Here is a 16,683-nt window from a genome sequence, read left to right on the forward strand (position 1 = left end):
ATAGAGAATCGTAAGAATATAAAAGATATGATTCTAGCTTAATATAAGTTTATGTTTAAACTAGAACCTTGCACAAGTACACGTAGAGAAAGGCTTGTGTAAGTTACTACGCTGGGTTAACTGCCCCTTTTCTACTGAACTTTAATTTTATCAAAATTAAAGGCACGCTGGGATTAGCTGAAGTTTCTTCGGAAATTTAGGAGCTGAGCAAAAACCTGTAAAAAGCTCGCATCTATCTTCAAAAATTAAATTTACTTTAATGAGAGGAGAAGGTGTCTAAATCTAAAATATTCTGACTTGTTCAGATTTGTTTAGATTTAGGAAACCAGGTAAGAAAATGAAGAAGCTTGTGCTAATTACTAGCTTGATTTTTTCACTTGTATTACTAAGCAGTTGTTCAGACAAGAAGGCTGTGCCTGTTCCTGTTCCTAGTGAATCTAAAACAGTTCCAATTGTAACTAAGGTGACACCTACCATTAAGGATTATTTTTATTTTAGTGAAAATTGTAAATATGTGTATGAGGGTAAGGGAAATGAATATGCTTCTTATAATGTTTTTGTAGACTATTTAACTGGAAGTCATGCTCAACTAAGATCTAATAATGGTGGTACAGAAACTGTTAAGGTGTTAGAGAATAAAGATGGAAAGTTGACAATGCTTCTCTCTAGATCTGAATGTTATTATAGAGAAAATTTAACCCAAAATTCTAGTAGTAATGCAGAGATTTTATTGAAAGAGCCATTAATAAAAGGAACCACTTGGATGCTTTCTGACAATAGAAAACGATATATATCAAATTTGGATGTAGAAGTTACAACACCTTTGGGTAAATATAAAACACTTGAGGTTACTACAGAGAATAAAGAAGGCAAGAATATAGATTATTATGCACCAAATGTTGGGTTAGTTAAGACAGCATTTGTTATAAAAGATGCCGATGAGATTACTTCTGTTTTAAGCAAAGTAGAAAAAGAGAGCCCATTAACTCAAAAGGTAAGATTTTATTATCCTAATGCAATTGATGAAAAACTATATTTCGTAAATAAGGAGCTTTCTTTTAAAACTAATGATATAACAAAAATAATTTTTGAGAAGGCTTTTAAAGATTTGCCTAAAGGGGAGTTCGGAAAAATACTCGGCCCTAATGTTAAAATAAAAAGTCTTTATTTAAATAAGGATAATATGGTCTATGTGGATTTCACAGAGGAATTGGTTAGTGAAATGAATGCAGGTTCTGGATATGAAGGCATGATTTTGAAGTGTATTACCAATACTCTTGGTGGATATTATGGTGTAGATAAAGTATGCATTACTATTGAAGGCATTCCTTACTCTTCAGGACATATTATGATGAAAAAAGGTGAGTCCTTTACGGTAGATTATAAAAATAGTGTGGAATTAAAATAAAACAGATTATGATAGTATGTAAATGAGCTTGTTTTCACATGAAAGAATAGCCGAAATAAATATTTAAAGAAATTATGAGAATATTCAAAAAATATCTTTACAAGCTTAATTTAATGTACTATAATAAACACAAGAAGAATTTAATTCTTCCTGCAAATCCTAATTCATTATTCTAAGTTACAAATTAGTTTTTATTTGAAAAGTTAGTTTTTGATTTGAAAAATTTAAGGATTTGAAAAGTGTTAAGGTTAAAAATTAAGGTTAAGATTTAAGATTTAAGATTTAAGATTTAAGATTTAAGATTTAAGATTTAATGTTTAATGTTTAATGTTTAATGTTTAATGTTAATGTTAAGGTTTAAGGTTAAGGTTTAAGGTTTAAGGTTTAAGGTTTAATATTCAAAGAATCAAAGATTCAAAGTTTTAAAATTTTCAAGGTTTATAATTAATAAAAAGTAAAATAGCTTAATTGTTTTAATTATGGTCAATGAAAAGTAAATTAAGATCAATGTTACTGTTAATGTAATTGGAACAACTGCAATAGAAGGGAAAGGTTTGTCATCACAAAATTAGGAAATATATTTAAAAATGAATTAGGGTTTGCTTAGAAGCCAATTTATATTTGTATATATAAATTGGCTTCTATAATTTTTTGGATAAATACGTATAGAAAATATTGTACTGATTATACCAACATTAGAAGGAAACCATTTACATTGCAATAAGTCTAATAGTAAGTTATACTTAATTAAGTAATAAATAATAAATGGCAAAGAATATGAGCCGCATTATTATAAAGTGTTATGCTTTATTTTGATGGGCTTTTTTTTATGTATTAAATTGTAAACGGTTCAACAGGACTAATTAAAAAGGAGTTTTCATAATGGCTAAATATATAATGGCATTAGATCAAGGAACAACAAGTTCAAGATGTATTCTATTCGATAAAAAGGGGCTTATTGTAACCTCAGCACAAAAGGAATTTACTCAGATTTTTCCGAAAGCAGCATGGGTAGAACATGATCCAATGGAGATATGGTCAAGTCAAATTAGTGTTGCAACAGAAGCAATGGCTAAAGTTAATGCTACGGCATCTGATATAGCGGCAATAGGAATTACAAATCAAAGAGAAACAACTGTGGTTTGGGATAAAAGAACGGGAGTTCCAGTATATAATGCAATTGTTTGGCAATGTAGAAGAACTGCTGAAACTTGTGATGAATTGACAGAAATGGGCTTTGATAAAGTAATTAGAGCAAAAACGGGGCTAATTTTAGATGCTTATTTTTCTGGAACAAAGATAAAATGGATATTAGATAATGTAGAAGGTGCTAGAGAAGAGGCAGAAGCAGGCAATTTATTGTTTGGGAATATAGATACTTGGTTAATTTGGAATTTAACAAAAGGAAAAACATATGTAACAGACTATTCTAATGCTTCAAGAACAATGCTATTCAATATTCATGAATTAAAATGGGATGAAGAAATTTTAGAAACATTGAACATACCAAAATCAATGCTTCCAGAAGTTAAACCTTCAAGTTATGTTTATGGATACACAGATGCATCTCTATTTGGAGGAGAAATTGCTATTGCTGGAGCGGCTGGAGACCAACAAGCAGCATTGTTTGGACAAACTTGTTATGCACCAGGAACGGCTAAGAATACATATGGTACAGGATGTTTCATGCTTATGAATACAGGGGACAAGCCAATAGAATCTACACAAGGATTACTTACTACTATTGCTTGGGGAATAGATGGCAAAGTAGAGTATGCACTTGAAGGTAGTGTATTTATAGCAGGAGCTGCTATACAATGGCTAAGAGACGAGCTTAGAATGATTGATAATGCCGCTGATTCTGAAGAATATGCAAATGCAGTAGAAGATACAAATGGAGTATATGTAGTTCCGGCTTTTGTTGGACTTGGAGCTCCCTATTGGGATCCTTATGCAAGAGGAACAATAGTAGGTCTTACTAGAGGTGCAAAGAAAGAACATTTGATAAGAGCGACTTTAGAAGCACTTGCTTACCAAACTCATGATGTGTTAAAAGCAATGCAAGAGGATTCTGGGATTAGGCTTACAGAGCTTAAAGTAGATGGAGGAGCTTGCATGAATAATTTCTTAATGCAGTTTCAATCTGATATTTTAAATGTTCGGGTAGATAGACCAGTAGTTACTGAAACTACAGCACTTGGCGCAGCTTATCTTGCAGGACTCGCAGTAGGATATTGGAAGAGTAAAGAAGAGGTAGCAGAGCACTGGGCAATATCAAGGAGTTTTACACCTAGTATGACAGAGGAACATAGAAAAGAATTACTTCATGGATGGCATATAGCTGTTAAGAGATCAGGTATAAAACTTGAATAGGGATAAATGTAAGAAAAGCTAGCAGAAATTAAAACTGCTAGCTTTTCTTTTTCAACTAATAAATGGTGAAAACATTCTGAAAATAAAGCTTCACTAATATACCCCCATATGGTATACTCTAAAGTAATAAGTAGTAAATTTTGATGGAATAAGGGGGAATAGTAATGATAAAAAAATTAAAAATTAAAAATAGAATTTATTTAATAGCTGCCATTCTTTTGGTAGGAACATTTTCTGGCTGTAGCAATAAAAGTGTTGAAACTAATAAAGAGGTTTCAACTGTTCAACAGAAGGCTAGTTTCAGTAATATAACTCCGGAAGAAGCAAAAAAAAGACTTGATAGTGAAAAAAACATTATACTTTTAGATGTGAGAACTAAAGAAGAGTATGAAACTGGTCACATAAAAGATGCTACATTAATGCCTGTAGATACTATAGAGGAGGAGTCTGTAAAAAAACTTGAGGATAAGGAAGCAATTATATTTGTTTATTGTAGGAGTGGGAATAGGAGCACTGCTGCAGCAAATATATTAATAGAACAAGGATATAAAAATGTATATAATTTAGGTGGAATAAATAATTGGCCTTATGAGGTTGTAAAATAACCTATGGAGGGGATGCTAATATGAAAAAATCATGGCGGAACAACTTGTATATATTAACTATACTTCTTTTCACTCTTGGATTTTTCAATATTATTTTTGCATGGCTTGGGTTTGCGTGCATGATTATTCCCTTTATATTATTGGCAAGGGATGGTAAGAAGACTTGGTGCCAGAATTATTGCCCAAGAGCAAGTCTTTTTACAGTTTTATTTAAGGATAAGTCTTTGACCGGTAAGTCTGCGCCAAAATGGCTGAGAAAAAGTAGTGCAAAAGAGTTTTTCTTATATTATTTTGGTATCAACTTATTTATACTATTTATGTCAACAGTTATGGTATTCAGGGGTAGACTAGATGCAATGGAAAAAGTGAGATTTATGATGGCATTTCAGCTCCCATGGAATATTCCTCAGATACTAAATATAAGTTCTATACCAAATTGGGCAGTACACTTGTCATTTAGAATTTATTCAATGATTCTTACAACCACAGTGATAGGACTTATTCTTGGTTTATTGTATAGTCCTAGAATCTGGTGTACAATATGTCCTGTAAATACAATATCAGATATAGTTATTAAAAAAATAAGCACTAAACAATAATTTTATTTATGAAGGGTAAGAAAAAATCTATTAGACAAAGGAGGTATAAAATGCATAAGTTTAATATTAAAAATATAGAAAAATTAGATAATCCAGAAAGAAGAAGGACCATGCCGCCAGAAGAAACACTTTTAAAGTTTAAAGTCGAGGATAATGGTACATTGTTAGATGTAGGGTGCGGTATAGGATATTTTTCCGTACCAGCTTCAAAGCTTCTTAAAAACAACAGTGTTATAGGAATAGATATAGCTCCTGAAATTTTAGAGTTTGCTAAGGAAAAAGCAGTGGGTATAAGCAATATAGAATTTAAAACCAGTGAAGAATATTCTTTTCCAGTACAAAGTGATTCGGTTAAATATGTACTTATTTGCAATGTTATTCACGAAGTTTCTGATGTAGTAAGATACTTTGATGAAGTTAAAAGAGTATTAAAGGATGATGGTTACTTTTTAATAATAGACTGGGCTAAAAAAGTAATGGAGGTTGGGCCTCCTATCCAGGATAGAATATCCGTTGATGAAATGATACAATTATGCAGCAGTGCAGGATTTAAAACAATAGAAACTATAGATGTATCACCTACTCAATATGGCTTAAAATTAGAAAAGCAAAAGTAAGTAAAAAAATTAAGGCAGGATTATCCTGCCTTAATTTTTTTACTTAGTACCTTTATTAGCAGCTGATTCATTATTTGATTTTTTTACTTGTTCCAAAGTAGCAGGATCAGTGCTACTAGTCATGTTAGCCATACTACTCATTCCAGAGTTTGAAGCACCAGCATTACCTTTATTAGCAGCTGATTGCTTATTTAATTTTTTTGTTTCCTCTAAAATAGCAGGATCAGTGCTACTGCTCATATTAGCCATACTGTTCATACCAGAGTTTGAAGCATAGCCATTACCTTTATTAGCAGCTGATTGATTATTTAATTTTTTTGTTTCTTCCAAGTTATTATTATTCATAAATGTTCTCCCTTCGAATTTGTAAATTACACTGGACGTATCCGATGCATTTTATAGTTTAACCATTTTTATTAAAGATATAGATGGGAAAACTAGGATATTTGTAATTTAAATTTTTTTTAAAATTAGTCAAGATTATTCCCTAAGCTTAAAAAAGCAAAAATAATAATTTGTGTATAATAATTTATTGTGTTATTATTAGTAGATGAAATAAAAGTGAATAACCGAGCACAGGGGAGTTGGATAAGCCAACTGAGATCAAGAACTATAATTCTTTGACCCTAATAACCTGAACTGGATAATGCCAGCGTAGGAAGTTGTTTAATGGTGTATAATATATGTATATATTTTATATAGCATAGAAATTTAAACACAAATCCTAGAGATTTGTGTTTTTTTGTTTAGCATCTAAAAAAACGATACTACAGATAAGCATGATTGGAGCACTTATAGCTGGAATTTTATATAAGAAAACCAAAAATAATTTGATCGCAGTATCTGGAGAAATATTTGGCACGGGAATTTTGGGGGGATTATTAGCATTTCCAATAGCTAACCTTATAATGGGTAAGAAAGTTGGCGCATTATTTTTTGTAGCTCCATTTTTAATAAGTACCCTTGGAGGAAGTTTGATAGCATTTTTTATTCTTAGAGTTTTAGATTTAAAAAAACTTACTAATTTAAGTAAAGAAGCTTAAATAGATAAAAAGTAGGAGGTTTTACATATGAAAAAAGTTTTGACTATAGCAGGTTCTGACAGTTGTGGAGGGGCGGGCATACAAGCAGATTTGAAAAGTTTTAGTGCCAATGGGGTTTATGGGATGAGTGTTATTACAGCGGTAACTGCGCAGAATACCATGGGAGTTTTTGCAGTGCAAGATTTGGAGGCCGAAATTATAAAGGCGCAAATTGATGCTATATTTACAGATATAGTTGTAGATGCGGTTAAAATTGGTATGGTGTCTGTGATTTCAACTATTGATGCCATAAGTGAGAAACTACAACAATACAAGCCGAAAAACATAGTACTGGACCCTGTAATGATATCAAAAAGTGGTTATTCACTTTTAAAGCCAGAGTCAAAAACTGCACTGATTAAAAAATTAATTCCATTAGCATCACTTATTACACCTAATGTTCCAGAGGCGGAGGAAATTCTACGTGAAGTCGGTTTAGACAATATTAGCATTGAGACTGTAGAAGATATGGAAATTGCAGTAAAAGAAATGTACAAGCTAGGCTGCAAAAGTGTGCTCTTAAAGGGTGGACATATGAAGGGGGATGCCATAGATGTGTTTTATGACGGAGTGGAAATTATACATTTTAAATCCGAAAGAATAAATACTAAAAATACTCATGGAACGGGATGTACATTATCTTCGGCCATAGCCGCAAATTTGGCACGAGGGTTTAGTATGAAGGACGCAATAAAAAATTCCAAAGAGTACATAACCATTGCAATAAAGCATTCTTTAGATATTGGGCACGGGGTAGGTCCTACAAATCATTTTTATGAATTATATAAGAAAGCAGGGATAGTAAATGATTAATGAAAATGAAAAATTAGGTTTTTGGACCTTCTTATTTTTATGGTTTGGCGCTGCGATTTCTGCTGCTGAAATATTGACAGGGGGACTCATTGCACCCTTAGGCTTTAAAATAGGGATAATAGTAATTTTGATTGGACATTTAATTGGAACTGGAATATTGATACTGGGAGGTATCATAGGTACTAGGGAAAAAGTGCCAGCAATGACTTCAACTAATATTTCTTTTGGGGTATATAGTACATATTTATTTTCAATTTTAAATATACTTCAATTGCTTGGCTGGACGGCAATTATGATAAAGGTAGCAGCAAGTTCTGTAAACTTGATTTCACAAAGTCTATGGAATTTCGATAATGTTTTAGTTTTTACATTGATTATTGGTGTACTTACAATGTTGTGGCTTTATTTTGGCAAAGCAGGTATGAAAAAATTAAATATTACAGCTGTATCACTACTGTTTATACTTACATTGGTACTTGGAACAATTATTTTCAAAGATAAAACATTATTACTAAAAGCAAGTAGTGACGAAATATCCTTTGGTGGAGCATTAGAGCTCAGCATAATTATGCCTCTTTCCTGGCTACCACTAATTGCAGATTATACAAGATTTGCGAAAAGTGAAAAGGGAGGCGCTTATGGAAGTTTTATAGGTTACTTTTTAGGAAGTTATGGATGTTTATTATTGGTCTTGGTGCGGCAATAGTTTCAAATAATTCAGACCCTTCGGCAATGATGCTTGCTGTAAATTTAGGAATGGCAGCTCTGGGAATAGTAGTGTTATCAACAGTAACCACAACATTTTTAGATGTGTATTCAGCAGGAGTTTCATTCTTAAACATTATGCCAAAACTAAGTGAAAGAAAAGTTGGTATTGTTATGACTATTATTGGAACAATTGCTGCTATAATATTTCCAATGGGAAATTATGAAGGCTTTTTATATGCAATAGGGTCAGTATTTGCTCCATTATTTGCGATTTTGATTACTGATTATTTTATAATAAAGAAGAATACAAAAGTTCAATCTAGTGTGCTTATAAACTTTGGTGCAATCCTCGTATGGATTATGGGAATAGTAATTTACTATAGATTTATAAAACTTGATTTGATACTTGGTGCTACAGTACCAGTTATGATTATTACAGGATTTATATATACAATAGGTTGGAGGGTGACATCTAAATGGAAATTAATAAGAAAATCATAGAATTATTAAACAATGTAAAAGAAAAAAGCCCCTTGGTTCATCATATAACAAATTATGTTACGGTTAATGATTGTGCTAATATTACGCTAGCTATTGGTGGGTCTCCAGTTATGGCGGAGGATATTAATGAAGTTTGTGACATGGTATCACTTTCATCAGCACTTGTGATAAATATAGGGACCTTAAATTCTACAAGTATACAATCAATGCTTGAGGCAGGAAAAACAGCTAACAAATTAAATATTCCTATTATTCTAGATCCTGTTGGTGCAGGTGCAACAATTTACAGAACTGATACTGCTAAAAGAATTATAGATGAAGTAAAACTCTCCGTTATCAGAGGAAATTTATCAGAAATAAAAACACTATATGGTATAGAAGCTAAAACAAAAGGTGTAGACTCTTGCGATAGTGTTTCTGTAGAAGGTAATGAATTTACACAGGAAAAGGAAATGGCAAGGGCACTGGCTATCAAATTTAATACAGTTGTAGCTATAACTGGTGTGGTAGACATAATAACAGATGGAGAAAATCTTTACACTACATCAAATGGTCATAAAATAATGGCCAAGGTTACAGGTACAGGATGCATGTGTACATCACTTATTGGCTGTTATTTAGGTGTAGGAGATAACAATCTTCTAGCAGCGTTGTCAGGAGTTGTTTCTATGGGGATTGCAGGAGAAATAGCCTATGAAGGCCTTGATAAAAAGCATGATGGAACAGGAACTTTAAAAGTGAAAATTTTAGATGCTATTTATAATTTATCTGAAAATGAAATAATGAAAAGGAGCAAAATAAATGAAGAGTAATATTGATTATAGCCTTTACCTTGTTACAGATAGGGATGTGCTAGTGGATTCAGATATATATACTGATGTTGAGGAGGCAATAAGAGGCGGAGTTACCTTAGTGCAGATTAGAGAAAAAAGCATGGGCACTCTAGAATTTTATAATATGGCAGTAAAATTAAAGTTAATTACAGATAAATATAAAATTCCATTGATAATTAACGATAGAATTGATATTGCACGAGCTGTAGATGCAGCAGGGGTCCACTTGGGTCAAAGTGACATGCCAGCAGATATTGCAAGGCGTATATTAGGAAATAATAAAATAATAGGTGTTTCTACTGGAACATTAAAACAAGCGCAAAAGGCAGAAAAGCAAGGAGCAGATTATGTAGGGGTGGGAGCTATGTTCCCTACAACAACTAAAGATGATGCTATTGCAGTGACAATAAACTGTTTGAAAGATATAAAAGAAGGAATTTCTATCCCGGTAGTTGCTATTGGTGGAATTAGTGAAAAGAATGTAGCGCTATTAAGAACAACCAAGATTGATGGTATAGCAGTAATTTCAGCTATTTTAGGTAAAAAATCAGTAAAAACAGCAGCAGAAAAACTAGCTGTTTTAATCAAATTATAGAATGAATATTTAGAAAATTTTTAAAATTCCTTGTAATTTATGGTAAAACAAATTATAATCTATTTAGAATTAAATTTTATAATTGGCGATTTATTAATAAGCCGTTTAATAACACTAATGCGAGTTAGCCCAGTATGATTAATAATCAAATTGGGCTTTTTTTATAAAGTTTTATGAAGTAATAAAGTAGAGAGTAGATACAACAATAGGATAGTAAATTTAATTCAAAAAAATCATTACAAAGGGGTGTGAAAATATGATAATTGAAGGTAAAGTTTTAATTGCACAAGGGGGAGGACCAACTGCTGTTATTAATCAATCACTAGTGGGTGCGGTACTAGAGGCAAGAAAATTTGCACAGGTGACAAAAGTCTATGGTGCTATAAATGGAGTACATGGAATAGTTAATGAAAATTTTCATGATTTAAGCCGTGAGACAACCCATAATTTAGAACAGGTTGCTATGACTCCATCCTCGGCACTTCTATCTACAAGGGACAAGCCAGATGAAGCATATTGTAAGGAAATATTTAAAGTGTTAAAAGCTCATGAAATAAGATATTTCTTTTATATTGGAGGAAATGATTCATCAGATGCAGTTAGAATAGTACATCAGCAAGCTAAAATTGCAAATTACGAGCTTCGTGCAATTCATATACCTAAAACTATAGACAATGATCTTATGATTAATGACCATACTCCTGGATATGGATCTGCAGCTAAATATATAACAAATGCATTTATTGGAATTAATCTTGATAATAGAGCATTACCGGGGGTATATATAGGAGTAGTAATGGGACGTAATGCAGGGTTCTTAGCAGGAGCAGCAGCACTTGCTAAAAAATACGAAGATGATGGTCCGCATTTAATATATGTTCCTGAAAGGGTTTTTAAAATAGAACAATTTTTAGTTGATGTAAAAAATGTCTATGATAAATATGGAAGATGTGTGATAGCTGTTTCAGAAGGTATTGTAGATGAAAAAGGTCAACCAATTATTTCAAGTCTTATGGAAAAAGTAGAAAAAGATGAACATGGAAATATTCAATTATCAGGATCAGGAGCATTAGGTGACCTTTTAGGTAACTACATTAAACACAATCTAAATATTAAGAGAGTCAGAACGGATACTTTTGGATATGCTCAAAGATGTTTTATGGGGTGTGTCTCAGATGTAGATAGAAATGAAGCTCGCGAAGTAGGGGAAAAAGCTGCACAATTTGCACTTTGGGATAATGTGGATGGCTCAATTACTATTCATAGAACAGGTCATTATTCAGTAGATTATAGACTTACGGAGTTAGACCTGGTAGCAGGAAAGACAAAGGTAATGCCTGATAATTTTATTAATAGTGCATGTAATAATGTAACTGAAGCATTCTTGAATTATGCTAGGCCACTACTCGGTTCCGACATGCATTATGCACATAGACTTAGAGCATCTAAAGTAGAGAAAATTCTAAATAAATAGGGCTAGAAAATAAAAAAGTTTAATAATAGTACCAATACTAATTGTGAGATAGTTTAACCAGGGGGAGGATATTTATAATGAGTATTGAAGGGGATATATCCTCAAAACAATTATGGAATCAAAAGTCAAATAAGTTTTTTCTTTCAAATATTCCAGGATTAAAGGAAGAAATGCTTTTCTCAAAGAACTGGATAAGATTAAGTGGCATGACTGAAGTTATTATGAATGCTCAGCACATTGAAGAATATAATAAGAAAAGTTCAAAAGATGTAACACCTATTGTTGATTTAGAAAATTACAGCGAATCCCTTAGTAAAGAAGAATTAATTGATAAACTAAACACTATTAGTTGTTTGACTAAATGTGAAAGGTACCATGAAGATGGGAAAGTAGTAAGTGTAGAATATTATAATAAGTTAATACAAAATTGTAATATCCATGGATTAATGGACAAAAATCATATTGAATATGGAATAACTTTTAGAAAGACTGTCATGAGGACATTTCCAACCTATGACACAGTATTTACAATTGGAGATAATTATGAATTTGATAGATTTCAAGAGACGGCTGTTTATCCTGTTGAACCACTTGTAATTCTGCATAAGAGCGTGGACAATAAATGGTATTTGGCACAGATGTATAATTATTTAGCATGGATACCTGAAAAAGATGTGGCAATCTGTAATAAACAAAGACTTTTTGATTATCTTAAAACACAAGATTTCATAATGACTATAGGAAAAAGGGTGTTCACAAATTATAATCCATTAAAAGAACAATTATCAGAAATAAAGTTAGATATGGGTATTAGGATACCACTTGCAAGTGTTAATGAGATAAAAGAAGATATCTATGGCCAAAATCCAATGGGTAATTATGTGGTTAAACTTCCAACAAGAAATGATAGTGGTGAGGTCGAATTTAAACTAGCTTTAATTGCAAGAAATGAGGAGGTTTCAATAGGATATTTACCTTATACTAGAGAAAATATTCTAGTTAATGCTTTTAAATTCTTAGGCGAAAGATATGGATGGGGTGGAATGTTCAATGCTAGGGATTGCGCAAGTCTTATAATGGACGTCTTTAGAACTATGGGTATTAATATTCCTAGAAATGCAGAGCAGCAAGGAGAACTTGCAGTTGGTGATTTCTATGAAATGCCAGAACTTATGGCTATAGAAAATAGAGAGAAGTTACTGGATAAATTGAAACCTGGAACACCAGTTTATATGAGTGGACATGCAATGATTTATTTAGGCAAAGAAGAAGGGAAACATTATGTTATACATGATTTTTCTGGTTTTTATAAACCACAGCAAGAGGGAGTAGCAAAATATTATAAAGTCCGGGAAGTAATGGTTTCTCCTTTAAATATTGAGTTGTCAGAGGATGGTAAAACATATATTGAAGGGTTATATGGGGCAAGGGACTTTGTTTTGTTGGAATAAGAAGTTTATGTAGATTAAAATAAATAACAAGTCAAAATACATTAGCATTTTGACTTGTTATTTTTTAATGATTTTTTTAAACTTTGGAAATAGCAATTATATGGTCTTTAACCTTGTTGTAAGCATAATCTATTGAGGAATCCAAATTATTATTATTTTTTCCGCCACCTTGCGCAGACAGGGCACTTCCACCACCTTTTCCATCTATAAGGCTTATAGCATCTTTAAGGAGAGAATTCATGCTAAGCATATTTAAACCCTTTGAGCACATGAATAGAAGATTTGCCTTATCATCAGATTTAACTCCAAATAAAACTATAACATTTGGTGAGGATACTAATTTTGTTGCTAACATATTAGTGTATTTTAAATCACCATTATCATATATGTATTTTAACACTCTAATATCTTCTATTTTTGTAGCTGTTGATAGCATATTTTCAACTTCATACTGCGCAACAGCTGCCTTTAATGTCCTCTTTTCGGTTAGAGCTTTATTAAGTTCACCAGAAAGGCGATCTACTTCGGACAAAAGGGTATCATTATTGCAGGATAAAAGTTTAGACATTTTATCTATGGATTCATGTTTTGAAATATAATCAGAAACAGCCCTTGAACCGCATAAAAATTCGATTCTTATGCCAGTTTTATATTTTTCAAATTTTATTACCTTAATTAATTGTACCTCAATAGTGGAGCTTGGATGTAATCCACAGCAAGGGTTTATATCAATATCACCTATCTTAACTATTCTAATTTTTTCACCAGCTTTTACTGGAATCTTTCTTTGAGTTAACTTTTTTAGCTCAGAACTACTTGGGTACAGTGTTTCTACTTTAATATTGTCTAAAACTATTTTGTTAGCCTTTTCTTCAGCAAATTTAATTTCATCACTGCTAATGATTTTAGGGAGATCAATAGTTGTAGAATGCATGCCAAGGTGAAAACCAATAGTATTTGCATTAGTTAAATCAGTAATACAAGCAGAAAGTATATGTTGCCCTAGATGCTGTTGCATATAGTCATACCTAATGTCAAAGTTTATGCTACATTTAACCCTATGAATTTTCAGTGGTTTTACTGCCACTACATGATATATTTTTTGATCTTTTTCATACACATAAGTTACAGAAGATCCATTTATAAAACCGGTATCACAGGGCTGACCACCGCCTTCAGGGTAAAAACAAGTATTATCTAGCTCAATATGATACTCTTTTTCACTTTCAATTACATCTATGATTTCGGCTGTAAACTCTTTTTTATATGGATTTTCATAATATAATTTTTCCAAAGTAAGCATCTCCTTTTACTAACTATACAAAATGAGTTCATAATATATAACAAGCACATTTTATATTGTATCATAAAAATATAATGGAATAAAAATATATTTTAATGGGCCATTAGTTCTTTTAAATTTATTATAGGTATATTGGAGTATTAATTGTGAAACACTATGGTTAAGTCTATAAAAGAAGAGTATTTTAAAATTACATTAAGAAAAATTTGCATAGTTAATTAATAAGAACTAGGAAGTTGGGATAAAATGAGTTTGCAATATGTTCAAGGTAAACCAATGTTTACAAATACAGATAAAGTACCTAAGCAGTATAATTATTTAACAAAAAATATAGAAACAGATGTGGTAATAGTAGGAGGGGGAGTTACGGGGAGTATTTTAGGATACTATTTTTCTAAACATAATATAAATACTGTAATTTTAGAGAAAAATAGGATGGGATATTGTAGCACAGCTGTTACAACATCCTTACTTCAATATGAACTAGATGAAAATCTTAATGAGTTAATTGGCGCTACCACCATGAAAGATGTAATAAAATCATATAGCTTGGGTATTGAAGCCTTAAGTGAGATAGATAGCTTCATAAAGGAGTATGGAAATAGCTGTGATTATAGTGTTAAAGACACATTGCTATATACTTCTAAAAAATTAGAGATAAAAGAAATATACGAAGAATATAGGATAAGATGTGAAAATGGATTTGATGTAGCTTTCATAGATGAAGAAAACAATCCCTTTAGTTTTGATATAAAAGCAGGTGTTTATTGTAATAATGGTGGAGCACAATTTGATCCCTATAAATACACTCACCAGTTATTAGGAATAGCTTGTGAAAACGGACTTAGAGTTTATGAGAACACAGAGGTCCTAAAAGTTAATTATGAAGATAAGGGAGTTGTGGTAGAAACCTCCTATGGCTATAACGTAAGTGGTAAAATAATTATAGTTGCTACTGGATATAATACGGAGTTATTTACTAAAAGAAAGTTTGGAACTAAAACTACTACCTTTAATATTGCCACAAAACCAATTAATGATTTTTCGGGGTGGCATAATAGAGCACTTATTAGAGATAATGGTGACCCTTATAATTATTTGAGAACTACCGAAGATAATAGAATAATAATAGGTGGGGAAGATATAGAATTTATGAGGGATATATTTAATGAAAAAGCAGCAGTGGAAAAATACAATATTTTGGAGCAAAGATTGAAATCAATGTTTGTGGATATTCCAGATATAGAAGTAGAATATAAATATTGTGGCGCCTTTGCATCAACTAAAGATAATTTAGGATTTTTAGGACCGGATCCAGATAATAGTAAGTTGTGGTATTGCTTAGGCTATGGAGCTAACGGTATATTATTTGCAATACTAGGCGGGAAGATGTTGAGCAATTTATATTTAGGTATAACCAATGAAAATTTGAGGTTATTTAAAATAGACAGATTTCATAATTAAAATGCACAAGCCCATTTTTATAGGGGGCTTGTTTTTTTTATTGTGTAAAATATGAGGAAACAATAGGGACAGTTAAAAAAAATATAAATGCACTCTTTAATCCTAAATTGGTTTAAATGGCATAGAAATTGCTGTAAAAGGTAGTAAAAAGATATTCAAAATAACGAGGAGGAATGTAAATGAAAGGTTTAACTATTAAAGAAATAAATTTAGGCGACAAAGAATCTTTTGAAAAAACTATAAGTGAATCAGATGTATATCTTTATGCAGGCATAACCGGTGATTTAAATCCAGCTCATATAAATCAAAGAGAAGCAGAAACTTCAATGTTTAAAGGAAGAATAGCACATGGAATGTTAACAGCAGGCTTTATATCTGCAGTCCTTGGCATGAAATTGCCGGGATCAGGAACTATTTATCTAGGGCAAGAACTGAAATTTACCGCACCAGTTAGATTTGGAGATACAATAAAGGCTGAAGTTGAAGTTATAGAAATGTTCGACGCAAAAAACATTATAAAACTAAATACAATATGCACTAATCAAGATGGCATTGTGGTTCTTAAAGGTGTTGCAACTGTTATGCCTCCAAAATAGATATAAAGAGAGTGTTTGGACTTAAAATAAAATTGTGATTGTATAAAATATCAATATATTCAAGGAGGCTAAGGCATACTACAAACACATAAAAGGCTTTGCTAAAAGATTGCAAGGCCTTTTATGTGTTTGTTTAAATTATAAATAACAATTAATTTGACTAGGGAATATGAAGTTTACAAAAGCTTGTAAAAGTATTAATATATGTATATAGAATATATTTGTAAACATTTACATATTTGTAATATAACTAACAATATT

The 16,683-nt window shown here is 31.7% G+C and carries 17 protein-coding genes and 1 riboswitch; of the genes, 15 read left to right on the forward strand and 2 right to left on the reverse strand.

The features are described from left to right. Positions 1-337: 337 nt before the first annotated feature. The 5 genes from ACREVU_RS01125 (at position 338) to ACREVU_RS01145 (ending at position 5,602) form a co-directional block, all read left to right on the forward strand. Positions 338-1,408, forward strand: coding sequence for a GerMN domain-containing protein (locus ACREVU_RS01125; protein WP_431549839.1), 1,071 nt, complete (start codon positions 338-340; stop codon positions 1,406-1,408). A gap of 882 nt (positions 1,409-2,290) precedes the next feature. Further along, complete coding sequence (glpK, locus tag ACREVU_RS01130) at positions 2,291-3,781, forward strand: glycerol kinase GlpK (protein WP_431549797.1); 1,491 nt, start codon at positions 2,291-2,293, stop codon at positions 3,779-3,781. 164 nt (positions 3,782-3,945) lie between these two features. Next, on the forward strand, positions 3,946-4,386 hold the full coding sequence (locus tag ACREVU_RS01135; RefSeq protein WP_431549798.1) for a rhodanese-like domain-containing protein: 441 nt from the start codon (positions 3,946-3,948) through the stop codon (positions 4,384-4,386). Positions 4,387-4,406: 20 nt separating this feature from the next. After that, positions 4,407-4,985, forward strand: a complete 579-nt coding sequence (locus tag ACREVU_RS01140; protein ID WP_431549799.1) for a 4Fe-4S binding protein — start codon at positions 4,407-4,409, stop codon at positions 4,983-4,985. Between the two features lie 50 nt (positions 4,986-5,035). Beyond that, positions 5,036-5,602 (forward strand): class I SAM-dependent methyltransferase, encoded by a 567-nt coding sequence (locus ACREVU_RS01145; protein WP_431549800.1) that lies wholly within the window; start codon positions 5,036-5,038, stop codon positions 5,600-5,602. A gap of 39 nt (positions 5,603-5,641) precedes the next feature. Here the strand turns inward: ACREVU_RS01145 and ACREVU_RS01150 are convergent, their stop codons facing one another. Then, on the reverse strand, positions 5,642-5,947 hold the full coding sequence (locus ACREVU_RS01150; protein ID WP_431549801.1) for a hypothetical protein: 306 nt from the start codon (positions 5,945-5,947) through the stop codon (positions 5,642-5,644). A 222-nt stretch (positions 5,948-6,169) separates the two neighbouring features. Then, positions 6,170-6,281, forward strand: a riboswitch (TPP riboswitch). Positions 6,282-6,381: 100 nt separating this feature from the next. Between ACREVU_RS01150 and ACREVU_RS01155 the strand changes: the two genes are divergently transcribed. The 8 genes from ACREVU_RS01155 (at position 6,382) to ACREVU_RS01190 (ending at position 13,059) form a co-directional block, all read left to right on the forward strand. After that, positions 6,382-6,645 carry an energy coupling factor transporter S component ThiW gene (locus ACREVU_RS01155; protein ID WP_431549802.1) on the forward strand — a complete coding sequence of 88 codons (264 nt, stop codon included), beginning with the start codon at positions 6,382-6,384 and terminating at the stop codon, positions 6,643-6,645. 27 nt (positions 6,646-6,672) lie between these two features. Beyond that, positions 6,673-7,497, forward strand: a complete 825-nt coding sequence (gene thiD / locus ACREVU_RS01160) for a bifunctional hydroxymethylpyrimidine kinase/phosphomethylpyrimidine kinase (RefSeq protein ID WP_431549803.1) — start codon at positions 6,673-6,675, stop codon at positions 7,495-7,497. After that, the gene (locus ACREVU_RS01165; protein ID WP_431549804.1) at positions 7,490-8,203 is read left to right on the forward strand and encodes a cytosine permease; all 714 of its coding nucleotides are present in this window, start codon (positions 7,490-7,492) and stop codon (positions 8,201-8,203) included. The genes thiD and ACREVU_RS01165 overlap by 8 nt, the downstream gene beginning before the upstream one ends. Next, positions 8,173-8,706: an SLC5/6 family protein gene (locus tag ACREVU_RS01170; RefSeq protein WP_431549805.1), complete on the forward strand. Its 534-nt coding sequence runs from the start codon at positions 8,173-8,175 to the stop codon at positions 8,704-8,706. Before ACREVU_RS01165 ends, ACREVU_RS01170 begins: the two co-directional genes overlap by 31 nt. Beyond that, positions 8,682-9,518, forward strand: a complete 837-nt coding sequence (thiM, locus tag ACREVU_RS01175) for a hydroxyethylthiazole kinase (RefSeq protein ID WP_431549806.1) — start codon at positions 8,682-8,684, stop codon at positions 9,516-9,518. Before ACREVU_RS01170 ends, thiM begins: the two co-directional genes overlap by 25 nt. After that, positions 9,508-10,134, forward strand: a complete 627-nt coding sequence (thiE, locus tag ACREVU_RS01180; RefSeq protein ID WP_431549807.1) for a thiamine phosphate synthase — start codon at positions 9,508-9,510, stop codon at positions 10,132-10,134. Before thiM ends, thiE begins: the two co-directional genes overlap by 11 nt. 256 nt (positions 10,135-10,390) lie before the next feature. Continuing rightward, positions 10,391-11,608 carry a 6-phosphofructokinase gene (locus ACREVU_RS01185; protein ID WP_431549808.1) on the forward strand — a complete coding sequence of 406 codons (1,218 nt, stop codon included), beginning with the start codon at positions 10,391-10,393 and terminating at the stop codon, positions 11,606-11,608. A 77-nt stretch (positions 11,609-11,685) separates the two neighbouring features. Next, complete coding sequence (locus ACREVU_RS01190) at positions 11,686-13,059, forward strand: C40 family peptidase (RefSeq protein ID WP_431549809.1); 1,374 nt, start codon at positions 11,686-11,688, stop codon at positions 13,057-13,059. Between the two features lie 76 nt (positions 13,060-13,135). On the opposite strand, the gene ACREVU_RS01195 is transcribed toward ACREVU_RS01190, so the two are convergent. Continuing rightward, a complete protein-coding gene (locus ACREVU_RS01195; RefSeq protein ID WP_431549810.1) occupies positions 13,136-14,353 on the reverse strand; it encodes an alanyl-tRNA editing protein in 1,218 nt (405 codons plus the stop codon). Between the two features lie 255 nt (positions 14,354-14,608). Here ACREVU_RS01195 and ACREVU_RS01200 point away from each other — a divergent pair, with 255 nt between their 5' ends. Continuing rightward, complete coding sequence (locus ACREVU_RS01200) at positions 14,609-15,826, forward strand: NAD(P)/FAD-dependent oxidoreductase (RefSeq protein ID WP_431549811.1); 1,218 nt, start codon at positions 14,609-14,611, stop codon at positions 15,824-15,826. Between the two features lie 179 nt (positions 15,827-16,005). Then, positions 16,006-16,422 (forward strand): MaoC family dehydratase, encoded by a 417-nt coding sequence (locus ACREVU_RS01205; RefSeq protein WP_431549812.1) that lies wholly within the window; start codon positions 16,006-16,008, stop codon positions 16,420-16,422. The last annotated feature ends 261 nt before the right edge of the window (positions 16,423-16,683 follow it).

It is taken from the genome of Clostridium sp. (assembly GCF_050717535.1).
GTDB lineage: Bacteria > Bacillota > Clostridia > Clostridiales > Clostridiaceae > Clostridium_AD.

Bases quoted from the DNA above. Each gene is read 5' to 3' on its own strand.
- ACREVU_RS01145 (WP_431549800.1), top strand. From the start codon at position 5,036: ATGCATAAGTTTAATATTAAAAATATAGAAAAATTAGATAATCCAGAA.
- ACREVU_RS01135 (WP_431549798.1), top strand. From the start codon at position 3,946: ATGATAAAAAAATTAAAAATTAAAAATAGAATTTATTTAATAGCTGCC.
- thiE (WP_431549807.1), top strand. From the start codon at position 9,508: ATGAAGAGTAATATTGATTATAGCCTTTACCTTGTTACAGATAGGGAT.
- ACREVU_RS01165 (WP_431549804.1), top strand. From the start codon at position 7,490: ATGATTAATGAAAATGAAAAATTAGGTTTTTGGACCTTCTTATTTTTA.
- ACREVU_RS01190 (WP_431549809.1), top strand. From the start codon at position 11,686: ATGAGTATTGAAGGGGATATATCCTCAAAACAATTATGGAATCAAAAG.
- ACREVU_RS01200 (WP_431549811.1), top strand. From the start codon at position 14,609: ATGAGTTTGCAATATGTTCAAGGTAAACCAATGTTTACAAATACAGAT.
- ACREVU_RS01150 (WP_431549801.1), bottom strand. From the start codon at position 5,947: ATGAATAATAATAACTTGGAAGAAACAAAAAAATTAAATAATCAATCA.
- ACREVU_RS01125 (WP_431549839.1), top strand. From the start codon at position 338: ATGAAGAAGCTTGTGCTAATTACTAGCTTGATTTTTTCACTTGTATTA.
- thiD (WP_431549803.1), top strand. From the start codon at position 6,673: ATGAAAAAAGTTTTGACTATAGCAGGTTCTGACAGTTGTGGAGGGGCG.
- thiM (WP_431549806.1), top strand. From the start codon at position 8,682: ATGGAAATTAATAAGAAAATCATAGAATTATTAAACAATGTAAAAGAA.
- ACREVU_RS01155 (WP_431549802.1), top strand. From the start codon at position 6,382: ATGATTGGAGCACTTATAGCTGGAATTTTATATAAGAAAACCAAAAAT.
- glpK (WP_431549797.1), top strand. From the start codon at position 2,291: ATGGCTAAATATATAATGGCATTAGATCAAGGAACAACAAGTTCAAGA.
- ACREVU_RS01170 (WP_431549805.1), top strand. From the start codon at position 8,173: ATGTTTATTATTGGTCTTGGTGCGGCAATAGTTTCAAATAATTCAGAC.
- ACREVU_RS01205 (WP_431549812.1), top strand. From the start codon at position 16,006: ATGAAAGGTTTAACTATTAAAGAAATAAATTTAGGCGACAAAGAATCT.
- ACREVU_RS01185 (WP_431549808.1), top strand. From the start codon at position 10,391: ATGATAATTGAAGGTAAAGTTTTAATTGCACAAGGGGGAGGACCAACT.
- ACREVU_RS01140 (WP_431549799.1), top strand. From the start codon at position 4,407: ATGAAAAAATCATGGCGGAACAACTTGTATATATTAACTATACTTCTT.